This is a genomic window from Streptomyces sp. NPDC050211 (assembly GCF_040656035.1).
In the GTDB taxonomy this organism is placed as follows: domain Bacteria; phylum Actinomycetota; class Actinomycetes; order Streptomycetales; family Streptomycetaceae; genus Streptomyces.
The window spans coordinates 88,681-101,838 of the sequence record NZ_JBFALC010000022.1 but is presented as its reverse complement, the minus strand read 5'-3'; the positions used below and the strand labels follow the sequence as shown (position 1 = coordinate 101,838).

Below are 13,158 nucleotides of genomic sequence, written 5' to 3'. Positions count from 1 at the left end.
GGTGGGGGTGGCGGTGGGCAGGGGGGTGTGTGCGGAGGTGGTCATCCGGCTGGTGCGCTCCCGTCGTGCCGGGTGGTGGTGGGGTGGTCCGGGCGGGGCGGCACGCGGCGCGCTTCCGTTGTGTGGGACGGATCCATGGGCGGTACGTCCATGGCGTGGGCCCTGGTCATGGATTCGGCATCTGTGTGGGACGCATCTGGTCGGACGGGCGCGAGGCGCGTCGGTTCGGTGCGTGCCGGTTCGATGTGGGCCGGTTCGATGTGGGCGGGTTCCATATGGCCGGACACCACGTGTGGCCCTGAGTTCCTGTGTCCGGACACCGTGTCCGGAGTTTCCAGGGGCGTGGCGTCCGTGCGCCGGGTCTCCCTGTGCGGCGAGTCCATGTGCAGGGAGGCGCTGCTGTTGGGGACGTCTCTGTGGGCCGAGTCCATGTGCGCCGACTCCGCGTGGCCCGACTCCATGTAGTGCGACTCCATGTGGCCCGGCTCCATGTGGCCCCGCTCCCTGTGCTGCTGCGCCTCCGCGAGCCCGATGCCGCGCTGGAAGGCTGCCATGAGGCCGGGGTCGTGGCCGACGAGGTGGTCCGTGTCCTGGCGTGGTACCGGGCCGTCGCGCAGCTGGGGTGCGATGTGCTCCTGGGCCCGGCGCCGGGGCAGTTGGGGCTTGCCCATGGTGCCGCGGACGGTGCCGGTGCGCGGCAGGGGCGGTGTGGCCGTGTTCTCGGCGACGAGCGGACGGTCCTCGGGCCGGATGCCCGGCAGGGCCTCGGCCGGATTGGGCCGTTCCTCGTGGACGCGCACGGGCAGCGGCATCGGCGGACCGCTGTCCGGCATCGGGGCGGCAGCCCGAGGAGCCTGCCGAGGCGGCACGACGATCGGCGCCGAGGGCGCGACCCGCTGCTGCCCCGCGTCAGGTGCCGGTGCTGGCACGGACCGCGGATGCTGCTGTGGCGGAACGGCCGCTCCCCCACCACCGGTTTCCTGCGGTGACCGTACCGCTCCGGGGGCGCCCGGATGCGTACCCAACAACCCCTGCGGCACGACGAGTACGGCCTGGACACCGCCGTAAATGTTGGTCTGCAGGCGGACGTTGATGCCGTGCCGCCGGGCGAGCTGGGAGACGACGAACAGCCCGATGCGGCCGTCGGCGAGCAGGCTGGCCACATTGACCTGGTCGGGATCGGCGAGCAGGGCGTTCATCTTGCTCTGCTCACCGACGGGCATGCCGAGTCCGCGGTCCTCGACCTCGACCGCGAGCCCGGAGGTGACCAGGTTGGCGCGCAGCAGGACTTGGGTGTGCGGAGCGGAGAACACCGTTGCGTTCTCCACCAGTTCGGCGAGCAGATGGATCACGTCGGCGACGGCGTGCCCGCGCAGGGTGCCGTCGATCGGCGGCACGAGCTTGACGCGCGAGTACTGCTCGACCTCGGCGATGGCCGAGCGCAGCACCTCGGTCATGGAGACCGGGTTGCTCCACTGCCTGCGCGACACGGCGCCGCCGAGTACGGCGAGGTTCTCCGCGTGGCGCCGGATGCGGGTGGCGAGGTGGTCGACGTGGAAGAGGCCCTTGAGCAGGTCGGGGTCCTCGATCTCGTTCTCCAGCTCGTCGAGGATGGAGATCTCGCGGTGCACCAGCGACTGGAGGCGCCGGGCGAGGTTGAGGAAGACCTCCAGCTTCTGCTCGCTGCCCGCCTGGCTGGACAGCTGTGCGGCCTGGACGACGGCCGTGACGGCGCCGTCGTGTGCGCGGGCCAGGTCGGCGGCGAGCAGTTCGAAGTCGTCGGCGTCATCGGGGGGTCCGCTGCGCGGCTTGCGCTGGGGCGGGCCTTCGCCGCGCCGCAGCGCCTCGACTAGGGCTTTCAGGTCGGCCTCGCCGCGCGCGCTGCTCCGCCGCAGCGCGCCGAGCCGGTCGCTCACGGACTTGGCGGCGCGGTCGGCGGCCACGGCGGCGATGGCGATCCCGACGCAGGTCACCGAGACCGCGCCGGCGAGCACGGCCCACAGGGTGAGGCTGGGCTGCGCCCCGGTGGTGCGGACGGTGAACAGCACGGCGGCGCTGGCGCCGAGGGCGACCGCGACCGGCGGCAGCACGGCCAGACGCAGGAGTTGAGGCCGTATCTGCGTCTCGGACAGAGCCGGTGCGGGGCGGGCGACCGGCCGCCCGTGCCTGCCGCCCTCGCGGCGGTCTGCGCGTGCTGCCGGTGCGCGGAGCTGAGACATCGGTGTCCTTGTGCTGGTCCGTCGGGCCTGGTTGCCAGAGGGTTTCGCGTGGCCGCCGCCGGTTTCGCGGGCCCTGACGGTCGAGTCAGGGGTGATCCCATGGCGTCGACTCCCTCCGCCGCCTCGCAGCTCCACCTGCCAGACCCCGCTCCCTGATCCGTCCTGGTCCTCGCACGCCCCGGGTGCTGTGCACAAATCGGGCATGCGGCATCGTGATGCCGGTCGAGAGAACCGATGAATTCGGCCCTGCGTCGCCCAGCGGACACTCACAGTAGTCGCCTGAGCATCACGTGCGGTGCGCAGTTGACAAACTCCCACGGGCAGCGTCCCGCTCTGGTATGAGGCTTCGTACGACAGACCGATTAACGTCTCAAACCCCGGCCTCAGAACGAGAAGACAGCGATCACAGCTGGTCAGAAGCGGTCATGAACAGACGGCCAGGGCCGGGGTGCGATGCGCTCCCCGGCCCTGGCCGTCCACCGTTTTCCCGCCTGCGATCAGCCCGCCGGTACGGCCGCGGCCTCGCCGCTGCCCTCGGCGGCACTGCCCGGAACGTCACCGGCCGTATCCACCGGGCCGTCGGTCGCGGTCTTCGTCGAGGCGCCGGTGTGAACGTCGGCGTCCGGCCATCCGCCGGCCGGGGCCGCGGCCACCGCACGCCACCAAGGCTCGGACGGCACGGTCTCGGCCGTGGGCTCGAAGGGCTCCCCGGGACGGGGCAGGGCCACCCGGGCGCCCTCCACGCGGGCGGCGGCGACGGTGCCCTCGCCGGGTTCCGCCCACGGGTGCATCGCCAGATTGAAGGTGGCCCAGTGGATCGGCAGCATCACCCCGGCGGGTGTCCCGCCCTGGAGGTCCAGATGGGCGCGCATGCCCTCTTCGGGGGTCATGTGGATGTCGGGCCAGAACTCGGAGTAGGCCCCGATCTGGATCATCGTGGCGTCGAAGGGGCCGTAGTCGGCGCCGATGTCCTTGAAGCCCTCGAAGTACCCGGTGTCTCCGCTGTGGTAGACCCGGTGGTTCTCGCCCGCGACCGACCAGGAGGCCCAGAGGGTGTGCTGGGTGTTGCGCAGTCCGCGCCCGCAGAAGTGGCGGGCCGGGGTGGCGGTCAGGGTGAGGCCGCCGACCTTGGTCTCCTCGTGCCAGTCCAGCTCGCGCAGCCGGTCCGCGGAGACACCCCAGTGTTCGAGGTGGGCGCCGACACCGAGCGGCACGGCGAACAGGGTGTCCGTGCCCGCCAGTGTCTTGATCGAGGGCATGTCCAGGTGGTCGTAGTGGTCGTGCGAGATGACGACGACGTCGACCGGGCCGAGCGCGGCCAGCGGCATGGGCACCGGGTGCAGTCGCTTGGGGCCGGCGAAGGCGAACGGGGAGCAGCGCTCGCCCCAGACGGGGTCGAACAGCACGCGCCGACCGTCTATCTCCGCGAGCACGCTGGAGTGCCCCATCCAGGTCAGCCGCAGGCCGGTGGCGGGCGGCCGGGAGATGTCGGCGAGGGTGGTGGCGTGCACCGGAACCGTGCCCTGTGGGGCGCGGCGGGGGCGGGTGTCCTTGTCGAAGAAGCCCTTCGCAAGCTCCACGGACGAGCCGGAGGGCCGGGTCCGAGCCTCGCCGCCGGGATTCAGGAAGACCCCGTCCTTGAAGTGGGGCGATCTGCGGATACGGGCCAGACGCTCACCACTGGGGTCCGCGCCGAAGGCCGCGGGCTGCAGTGCGCGGAGCCCGGAGCTCAGGGAACGGAATCCGGTCACGGTACCTCCAGGGGGAATCGCTGAGGCTTCCATTATGGGTCGCCCCTCTGACACCCCCGGGTCGCCCCGGTCACGGGAGGATGTCCCGCCCGTCTCCGCCCGCGGGGAACTACAGCTCCGAGTCGCCCCAGACCTGCACGTCCACCTCGTCCCCGACCGTCACCTTGCCGGGCCGCAGGACCGCGAACTTCGCGCCGAACGCGACTCCGCCCTCGGCCGCCCGGCGATAGCCGGCGAGTGTGCGCAGCGGTTCCGGGCCGTCCCTGGTCCCGGTCTCCTGGTCGACCAGGGTGACGGCGCAGCGGATGGCGAGCTTCGCGTAGCCCAGTTCGGCGTCGCCGAGGGTGATGCGGTGGGCGCGGTCCTCGGTGTGCGGTTCGTCCCAGCCGCCGACGACGACGTTCGGGCGGAAGCGGTCCATCGGCAGCGGGCTGCCGCCGCGCTCGGCCACCTTGGCGTTGAGGAGGTCCAGGGTGGAGCGGGAGAGCATGTGCAGTGCGCAGCTGTCGGCGTAGCCGGAGGTGCCCGGTGTCCGGCCGTCGGTCACCCGGTCGTGCTCGGGCGGCACGCGGACGAGTCGGCTGGGTGCCCGGAGCACCTCCGACAGCCAGGCGGCGGCCGTGTCCCCCTGGTCGATCCCCTGATACGGATTCCCGAACAGGTCGACCGGCCGCCGAGCCCCGGACGCGTCCACGTCGACGTGCACGGCTTCGCACCCCGGCGCCCGCAGCACCAGCCGCTCCCCGCCGGCGCCGACCTCCGGCCGGATGAGCGCGAGCCGCGGATCCCGCCGCTGCGTCCGGAACACTCCCTCCTCGCTGACGACCATGAAGCTGCGGTCGTGGGCGAGACCGGCGGGTGTCACCAGCGCCTCGCCCGGCGAGGTCCCGGCGCACCCCTTGATGGGGTAGTAGGTCAGTTCGACGACATGAGCCATACCTTCGTCCCGCTCTCTCCGACGTCCGTCGACGATATGACGCGCTGCCCTGCGGTCCGTCAACCGGTTTCTCGTTGACACGACTGGACACCCGTCTCGATACTGACTGATCATTCAGTAACGCTCATCTCGAGGAGCCCGCATGACCACCCCCCTGATGTCGCTCGTGTGGACCGATCACGTCACCGGGCGGCAGGGCTTTCTGGTCGTCGACCGGCTGGTGCGCGGTGTGTCCAGTGGGGGTCTGCGAATGCGGGCGGGCTGCACCCTCGACGAGGTCACCGGACTCGCGCGCGGCATGACCATGAAGGAGGCGCTGCACTACGACCCCGAGAGCCGGTACGTCCCCCTCGGCGGCGCCAAGGGCGGCATCGACTGCGATCCGCAGGACCCGGACGCGTACGGAGTGCTGGTGCGCTACCTGCGCGCCATGCGGCCGTACATCGAGACTCTCTGGACCACGGGCGAGGATCTCGGGCTCACCCAGGACCTGGTGGACCGGGCGGCCGCGGAGGCGGGGCTCGTGTCGTCGATTCAGGCCGTGTACCCGCTGCTGGACGACGAGGCCGCGGCCCGTCGCCGGCTCGCCGACGCGTTCGCCGTCGACGTGGACGGCATCGGGCTCGACGAACTCGTCGGCGGCTGCGGGGTCGCCGAGTCGGCGCTCGCCGCGCTGGACCGGGCGAGCGTGCCGTACGCCGGAACGCGGGTCGCCGTGCAGGGCCTGGGCACCATGGGCGGGGCGACGGCGCGCTTCCTCACGCGCGCGGGGCTCACGGTCGTGGCCGTCGCCGACATCAAGGGCACGATCGCCAATCCGCAGGGGCTCGACGTCGAGGCGCTGCTCGCCGCGCGGGACGCGTACGGAACCGTCGACCGCGGTGTACTGCGTCCCGATGACCGGGAACTGCCGGGCGACGCCTGGCTGTCCGTCGACGCGGAGGTGCTGGTGCCCGCGGCGGTCTCGTACGCGATCGACGCCGCGAACCAGGAGCGGATCACCGCCCGCTGGATCGTCGAGGCGGCCAATATGCCCGTACTGCCCGAGGCGGAGGAGCTGCTGGCCGCGCGCGGGGTCGGCGTGCTGCCGGACGTGGTCGTCAACTCGGGGACGAACGCCTGGTGGTGGTGGACGCTGTTCGGCGACATCGGCGCCGACGCGGACGAGGCGTTCGCGCACACGCGCCGTTCGATGCGCGCCCTGGTGGACCTGATGCTGGCCCGCGCGGAGACGGACGGGACGACGCCGCGGGCCGCCGCGCACGCCATCGTCGCGGACCGGCTGCCGGTGATCGCCGCACGGTTCGGCTGGTATCGGTGACGAGGGCCGTTGACATGTTCTGGGTAGGGTGAACGCGTGGCGAGGGTGCGGTTGAGCGTGGCTGAGCGGCGCGAGGAGCTGCTGAAGGCCGCCATCGAGCAGATCGAGGCACGGGGAGTGGCGGCCGTCCGGATCGCCGACGTGGCCACGGCGCTGGGTGTGAGCAACGCGCTGGTGCTCTATCACTTCTCCACCAAGGAGAAGCTCGTCGCCGCGGCCTTCACCCACGCCGCCGAGGCGGACCTCGCACAGCTGCGCCGGCTGCTCGGCCGCCGTACGACAGCGCTGCGCCGGCTTCGGGGCGCCGTGCGCTGGTACGCGCCCACGGGCCAGGCCAAGGGCTGGCGACTGTGGATCGAGGGCTGGGCGGCGGCGCTGCGCGAGCCCGCCCTGCGCGAGGTCACCCGGGACCTCGACAGGGAGTGGAAGGCCGCGATCGCCGAGGTCATCGCCGAAGGAGTGGCCGCGGGCGAGTTCCGCTGCCCGGACCCCAGCGGCGCGGCCCTGCGCCTCACGGCCCTCCTCGACGGACTCGCCGTACAGATGACCGCCTACACCGGAGCGGTGTCACGCGCGCGGGCGCAGGAATGGGTGGACGACGCCCTCGCCCGCGAACTGGGGCTGGAGCGGGAGGCGTTCACGGCGCCGGGGCGGTGAGCCGGGCCGTCCGGCTCACCGCCCCGCTGACGCACAGACTCAAGCCACGGACGCGATCCGCTCCTTGATGTCGTCCGGCGACAGCGTGCCCTTCGCCGTCACATGGTCGCCCGACGACTCCCCGCGCAACCGCCGCCCGATCCACGGCACCAGATACTCGCGCGCCCAGTGGACGTCGTCCCGCCGCACCTCGAGGGTGCCGCGCGGGGGCAGCGGGGGCCAGGGCTGCTCGGGGTCTGCCGGGACTTCCAGGCCGAGGACCTGGCCGGCGCGCAGCGCCACGCGCGTGTGCCCTTCGGCCGAGAGGTGGAGCCGGTCGTCGCCCCAGGCCCGCCGGTCCTGAATGGCTTTCAGGGACCACAGGTCGAGCACCGGGCAGCCGTACCGGTCGGCGATGGCCCGGACATGTCCGTTGTAGGTGGCGATCTTGCCGCGCAGATGCTTCAGCACCGGGACGCCCCGGGTGTCGAAGCCGGTCGTCACCATGACGGTGCCGACGGCCGAGGTGAGCCGGACGATCGCCCGCTCGAAGCGCTCGGCGACCTCGTCGGGGTCGGTTCCGGGCCGGAGGATGTCGTTGCCGCCCGCGCAGAACGAGACCAGGTCCGGGGCGAGTTCGACGGCCCGCGGGAGTTGGTCGGCCACGATCTGGTCGAGGAGTCTGCCGCGCACGGCAAGGTTGGTGTACTCGAAGTCGCCCTCCGGCCGCCGGTCCGCGAGCAGTACCGCGAATCGGTCGGCCCAGCCGACGAACGCCCCGTCGGGGCCGGGGTCGCCGACGCCCTCGGTGAAGCTGTCCCCCACCGCCACGTACGACCCGATCACTGATCTGATGTCATTCTTCGAATCGTCTGCCACGTCGGCCCATGATTCACCTTCGGATGTGAGCTACGCGACCGTAGGAAGGGGTTGACGGACGGTGAGATAAGCCACTCCTAAAGTGTTCGCCAATTCAGGAATACGTCCCGACCGGGATTCCCGCACGGCCGGCACCGAAGGCCGGACCCGGGGATCGGGGTCCGGCCTTCGGTGGCGTGGGGGACGCTTCAGGCGCCGGGTGTCAGCTGACGGAGACACCCTTCGAGCGGAGGTAGGCGACGGGGTCGACGTCCGAGCCGTAGTCCGGGGTGGTGCGGATCTCGAAGTGCAGGTGCGGGCCGGTCGAGTTGCCGGTCGAGCCGGAGAGGCCGATCTGCTGGCCCGCGGTCACGCTCTGGCCGCTGGAGACGGAGAGCGAGGACAGGTGGGCGTACTGCGCGTAGTGGCCGTCGGCCAGCTTGATGACGACCTCGTTGCCGTACGCGCCGCCCCAGCCCGCGGAGACGACCGTGCCCGCACCGACGGCCTTGAGCGGAGTGCCGGTCGGGGCGGCGAAGTCGACGCCGGTGTGGTAGCCGCTGGACCACATGCTGCCCGACATGCGGTACGGGGTACCGATGCTGGCACCGGCCACGGGGAGGGCGAAGCCGCCGGCCGTGCTCGTGGTGTCGGAGGACTGGGTGGTCGCCGTGTTCGAGGACGACTTCGACGAACCCGAAGCGGATGAACCAGATGAATCAGAAGAACCGGACGACTTCGGCGAAGAAGAGGACGATGAAGACGAAGCCGACGAAGAGGACGACGACTTGGAAGAACCGGTCGTGGCCTTCTTGCCGATCGAGAGCTTCAGGCCGGGGTGGATCATCGACGGGTCGGAGCCGACGGCCTCGCGGTTGTCCGCATAGAGCTTCTTCCAGCCACCGCTGACATTCTGCTCGTCGGCGATCTTCGAAAGGTAGTCACCGGCCCGCACCGAATAGGTCCGTACACCCGAGCTCTTCGCGGCGGCGGTCTTCTCCGCGGCCTTCTTTTCGGTCGTCGGAACCGACTGAACGGCCTTTTCCGAAACCGACTTGGCGGGAGCGGCATGCGCTCCGGTGGCCCCGAGGAGCGGGAGGGCGAGCGCGGCGCCACCGGTTCCGGCGACGGCGATGGAGCGAGTGAAGCGCTGGCTCTTGGGACGGCGGTGCTTACCCTTCGCGGGCATGACGAATTCCTCTCCGGCGCCTACGAGGTGAGCTGTCGGGTGCGGACTGGAGATGTCCGGCCGCGCGGTGGCGACTTAACCCCTAGCCGTTCCGGAGACCGGAACAGGCGGTTGTACCTGTGGGTCCCCCGCTCCTGCCGTTCACGGGTGAGTTGAGCGGTCTCCGGGCGGCGGCAGGATTGGGCGTCCGTCCGGATTGGTGGCGAACGTAAGCGACCAAGACGCAAAGGGACAAGCAAGAGGTTCCACGGTTGTGCGTTTCTCTTGATCCCTTGTGAGAAAACCCAGTCACCCTCCGTGAATTCCACCCCGGCCAGTGGATTCAATCCCCTGGAAAACCACGTGAATTACGTGAACATGACGGACAACGCTCGGTCACGAATATGACGCTGCTCACGCAGCTTCACCACAGGACGCTTTATTCCAGAGCGAGTTGGAATGAAGATCCTAATTCGGACAGATCACTCAGATGCGACGCAGGCGGAGAACTGCCGCATCGAGGTCACCACGCAGCCCCGTGCGCAACCCGTGGTGCAGCAAGACCGCACCCCGGTGAACTTCGCCCGTTTCGCGGCATTCATACGACCCTGTCGGGTCGAGGCCGCGCAGTCGCAGCGCCGGAACGGGCTCGCCGTAACGCTGCGCCTCGAGCCAGGCGAGGACGACGGTCTCGTCGCCGAGCACGTACTGCACCGCACTCAGCCCGCCCTGCGGGGGCCGCAGCCGGTAGAGGTCGCCGCGCTGCACGAGGGGCCGGATCTCCTTGTACAGACCCACCCAGTTCCGAGCCTCGGCCAGCTCGTCGTCCGTCCACTCGGTGAGGTCACCGCCGACCCCGAGCACCCCGGCCATGGCGCTCACGAAGCGGAAGCGCAGCGAGCTGACCCGGCCGTTGAGCATGGCGTTCGGGCTGTCGGTGACCCAGGCCGCCATCACGCGCGCGGGGTGGACCTGGCTGAAGCCGTGCTGGATGGCGAGCCGGTCGAGCGGGTCGGTGTTGTCCGAGGTCCACACCTGGTCGGTACGGCCCAGCACGCCGAGGTCGATCCGGCCGCCGCCGCCCGAGCAGGACTCGAAGGCGACGCCGGGGTGCGCGTCCCGCAGCCGGTCCAACAGCCCGTACAGCGCACGCACATGGTCCACCCACAACCGCTGCGGATACGCCTCTCCCGGCCAGCCCGCGTCGGTGAAGCAGCGATTGAAGTCCCACTTCACATAGTCGATCGGGGCACTGGAGAGGAGCGTGTCGAGCTGCTCCCTGAGGTATTCCTGAACGTCCCCGCGGGCGAGGTTCAGTACGAGCTGATTGCGGAATTCCGTCCGCTTGCGCCCGGTTTGGTGCTGCACCCATTCAGGGTGGGCGCGATACAGGTCGCTGTCCGGATTGACCATTTCGGGCTCGACCCAGATGCCGAATTGCATACCGAGACCGTGCACGTGGTCCGCCAGCGGCTTGAGCCCGCCGGGGAAGCGGTCGGGGTTGGGTGTCCAGTCGCCGAGCCCGGCCCGGTCGCTGGTCCGTGCCCCGAACCAGCCGTCGTCGACCACGAACAGCTCCACGCCCATGTCCGCGGCCCGCCGCGCCAGCGCCCGCTGCTGCTCCTCGGAGATCTCGAACTCGGTGGCCTCCCAGGAGTTGAAGAGCACCGGCCGGTCCTCGCCCGCGTCCGGAATGACATACGTCCGCTGGTACGCGTGCCAGGCGCGGCTCGCCCCGCCGTAGCCGCCGTCGCTCCACAGACCGGCGAAGACGGGCGTCGTGAACGACTCGCCCGCCGCCAGCCGCAGCAGGCCCGAGTCGTCGTAGCCGGCGCCGCCGGTGATCTGCACGCGCGCGTCGGCGAGTTGGGCCACAGCGATCCGCCAGGACCCGGACCAGCCGAGCGCGCAGCCGTAGACCTCGCCGCGCTCCTCGGTCGCGTCGGTGTCCAGCGCGACCCAGGGCAGGTGCTGATGTCCGGTATGTCCGCGGCGGCTGCCGATGACCTTCTCACCGTAGGTGAGGTCGGAGCGCACGAGGCGGGACTCCGCGGCCCAGCGGCCGTGCAGCTGGGAGAGCCGCCAGCTGTCGCGGTCGGGCAGGGTCCAGGCCGCGGAGTCGGCCCGCAGCAGCTCGACCTCCGGCCCTTCGTTGTCGAGGGTCACCCAGCGCTCCACCACGTCGTCGCGCATCCGGTAGTGCAGCGTGACGGCCAGGCCGCCGTCGCGGAATCGCAGTCGCAGCGCGTCGCCCTCGGACTCGTACGCCTCGAAGCGCCACTCGGTGCCGCGCCGCTCCTCGGTGCGTACGGAGAGGGCGGGCCGGGCGAAGCGGGGGCCGCCCTCGACGGGGTACTCCTCGCGTCCGTCGAGCGGGGCCTCGAAGGGCCGGTAGTCCGGCAGCGGACGGACGGCGAGGGCCTCGGCGTCGGCGAGCGTGATCCGCGGGCCCCAGTGCAGGTGCAGCAGCTCGTGGCTGTCGGTGAGATGGATGGCGTAACCGCTGGTCGGCCCGGTCAGGAGCCACGTACGGCCGTTCTCGGAAATTTCCAGCATCACGTCTCCACAGTTCCGAACAGGTGCACTCAAGTACCAACATCATCTATGTCCGTGAACCCCGGGACAACGCCTGTGGACAACTCATTGCCCCAGGAATCCATGTCGTATGGTCGAGTGCGTGCCCGTCGACGAGCCGCGCCGACGAAGCCGACTGGGAGGGGAGCCCCCGTGACGCAGCAGATCCCGTCGACCGAGCCGGAGCTGGCCCGCGTGCGCAACTTCCGTGACGTGGGCGGACTGCCGACCGTGGACGGACGACGGGTGCGACAGGGCGTGCTGTACCGCAGCGGGCATCTCGCGCACGCGACCGAGGAGGACGCGGCGTTCCTCGGCTCGCTCGGCCTGCACACGATCTTCGACTTCCGCAACGCGGCCGACCAGAAGCTGGAGGGCCCGGACGTCGAGCTGCCCGGCGTGCGGAATGTGAACCTCCCGCTGACCGACCCGGCGGACGGCGCCGAGTTCTGGAAGATGGTCCGCGACGGCGACATCGACCAGCTGCGCACGATCCTCGCCGACGGCAAGGCCGCGCAGCGGATGATCACCTCGTACCGCACGATCATCAAGGAGCGCACCGCCGAGCACTCCCGCGTGCTGCACGCGCTCGCCGAGGACAGCCTCCCCGCCCTGATGCACTGCGCGGCCGGCAAGGACCGCGCCGGGCTCTCCATAGCCGTGACGCTGCTCGCCCTGGGCGTCGAGCGCGAGGCGATCGTGGCGGACTACCTGGAGTCGAACGCCAAGCACCGCCGCTACAAGGTCCACCGCAGCAGCAGTTCGGCCTCCGCCTACTCCCCCGAGGTCATGGAACTGCTCAGCCCTCTCTTCGACGCCCGCGCCGAATACCTCACCGCGGCCTTCGAGACCATCGAGGCCACCTGGGGCGGCGTCGACGCCTACCTGGCACAGGGCCTCGGAGTCACCCCCGAGACCCGCGAGCGGCTGCGCGAGCGCCTCCTCGACTGAGGGCGCACGTCAACTGAGGATGTACGGCTACTGCTTCGCCCCCAGCTCGAACAGCAGGTAGATGAAGCCCGCGAACACGTGCCCCACCGCGAGGTAGATGATCAGGCGCACCCACAGGGCGCGCGGGAACTTCTCCTCCATGTCGCTCATGGCATGACTCCCGGGTCGGGGCCCAGGCACAGTGCGGCCGTCGGGCTCTGCAGCAGGGTGTGGACGAACAGCAGCTCCAGCCCGTCGCGGTCCTCCGCGGCGATCCGATGCGGGGTCAGCGAGTCGAAGTGCGCGCTGTCGCCGGGCGCGAGCAGATGCGTGGTGTCCCCGAGGCGCAGCCGCAGCCGCCCCTGAAGCACATAGAGCCACTCCTCACCGGGGTGCACACGCACGATGTCGCCCTGGGAGCGGCACGGCACACGCAGGCGCAGGGCCTGCATGCCGCGGCCGGGCGCCCCGGCCTGGCGGTACGTCCAGCCGCCCGCCGCGGTCGGTTCCATGTCCGCGGCGCGTACGACGGCGTCCCGGTCGGCGACCGTCTCGCCGAGCAGCTCGGACACCGTCGTACCGTAGATGCGGGCCAGGGCGAGCAGCATCGGCAGCGAGGGCTGGCGCTGTCCGGTCTCCAGCCGGGAGAGATGGGCGGGCGACAGCCCGGCGGCGCCCGCCGCGGCCTCCAGGGTGAGGGCGGCACGGCGCCGCAGGGCTCTCAGCTGCGGCGCCACGGCGGGCAGGTCGGGAGAGCTCATGCC

11 protein-coding genes and 1 riboswitch are annotated in these 13,158 nt (G+C 70.9%); of the genes, 3 read left to right on the top strand and 8 right to left on the bottom strand.

From position 1 onward, the window contains the following. Positions 1 to 41 precede the first annotated feature (41 nt). From AB0I98_RS22660 to AB0I98_RS22650, 3 genes are all read right to left on the bottom strand, one after another. Positions 42 to 2,219 carry an ATP-binding protein gene (locus AB0I98_RS22660; protein ID WP_362944448.1) on the bottom strand — a complete coding sequence of 726 codons (2,178 nt, stop codon included), beginning with the start codon at positions 2,217 to 2,219 and terminating at the stop codon, positions 42 to 44. Between the two features lie 497 nt (positions 2,220 to 2,716). Beyond that, a complete protein-coding gene (locus AB0I98_RS22655; RefSeq protein ID WP_362944446.1) occupies positions 2,717 to 3,970 on the bottom strand; it encodes an MBL fold metallo-hydrolase in 1,254 nt (417 codons plus the stop codon). Between the two features lie 109 nt (positions 3,971 to 4,079). After that, positions 4,080 to 4,907 (bottom strand): MOSC N-terminal beta barrel domain-containing protein, encoded by an 828-nt coding sequence (locus AB0I98_RS22650; protein ID WP_362944444.1) that lies wholly within the window; start codon positions 4,905 to 4,907, stop codon positions 4,080 to 4,082. A 142-nt stretch (positions 4,908 to 5,049) separates the two neighbouring features. On the opposite strand from AB0I98_RS22650, the gene AB0I98_RS22645 reads away from it, so the two are divergent. Continuing rightward, positions 5,050 to 6,228, top strand: a complete 1,179-nt coding sequence (locus tag AB0I98_RS22645; RefSeq protein ID WP_362944442.1) for a Glu/Leu/Phe/Val dehydrogenase dimerization domain-containing protein — start codon at positions 5,050 to 5,052, stop codon at positions 6,226 to 6,228. 36 nt (positions 6,229 to 6,264) lie between these two features. Further along, the gene (locus tag AB0I98_RS22640) at positions 6,265 to 6,885 is read left to right on the top strand and encodes a TetR family transcriptional regulator C-terminal domain-containing protein (protein WP_362944440.1); all 621 of its coding nucleotides are present in this window, start codon (positions 6,265 to 6,267) and stop codon (positions 6,883 to 6,885) included. 39 nt (positions 6,886 to 6,924) lie between these two features. On the opposite strand, the gene AB0I98_RS22635 is transcribed toward AB0I98_RS22640, so the two are convergent. The 3 genes from AB0I98_RS22635 to AB0I98_RS22625 form a co-directional block, all read right to left on the bottom strand. Beyond that, positions 6,925 to 7,710, bottom strand: coding sequence for an SGNH/GDSL hydrolase family protein (locus AB0I98_RS22635; protein WP_362944509.1), 786 nt, complete (start codon positions 7,708 to 7,710; stop codon positions 6,925 to 6,927). A gap of 235 nt (positions 7,711 to 7,945) precedes the next feature. Further along, a complete protein-coding gene (locus AB0I98_RS22630; protein WP_362944438.1) occupies positions 7,946 to 8,911 on the bottom strand; it encodes a LysM peptidoglycan-binding domain-containing M23 family metallopeptidase in 966 nt (321 codons plus the stop codon). Between the two features lie 4 nt (positions 8,912 to 8,915). Beyond that, a riboswitch (cyclic di-AMP (ydaO/yuaA leader) is annotated at positions 8,916 to 9,080 on the bottom strand. 296 nt (positions 9,081 to 9,376) lie between these two features. Next, entirely contained in the window at positions 9,377 to 11,446 is a 2,070-nt protein-coding gene (locus AB0I98_RS22625; RefSeq protein ID WP_362944436.1) for an alpha-galactosidase, read from the bottom strand. 171 nt (positions 11,447 to 11,617) lie between these two features. Here AB0I98_RS22625 and AB0I98_RS22620 point away from each other — a divergent pair, with 171 nt between their 5' ends. Next, on the top strand, positions 11,618 to 12,415 hold the full coding sequence (locus tag AB0I98_RS22620) for a tyrosine-protein phosphatase (RefSeq protein ID WP_362944434.1): 798 nt from the start codon (positions 11,618 to 11,620) through the stop codon (positions 12,413 to 12,415). A 27-nt stretch (positions 12,416 to 12,442) separates the two neighbouring features. Here the strand turns inward: AB0I98_RS22620 and AB0I98_RS22615 are convergent, their stop codons facing one another. Continuing rightward, positions 12,443 to 12,565 (bottom strand): DUF6126 family protein, encoded by a 123-nt coding sequence (locus tag AB0I98_RS22615; protein ID WP_362944432.1) that lies wholly within the window; start codon positions 12,563 to 12,565, stop codon positions 12,443 to 12,445. Then, entirely contained in the window at positions 12,562 to 13,155 is a 594-nt protein-coding gene (locus AB0I98_RS22610; RefSeq protein WP_362944430.1) for an XRE family transcriptional regulator, read from the bottom strand. The genes AB0I98_RS22615 and AB0I98_RS22610 overlap by 4 nt, the downstream gene beginning before the upstream one ends. Positions 13,156 to 13,158: the final 3 nt, after the last annotated feature.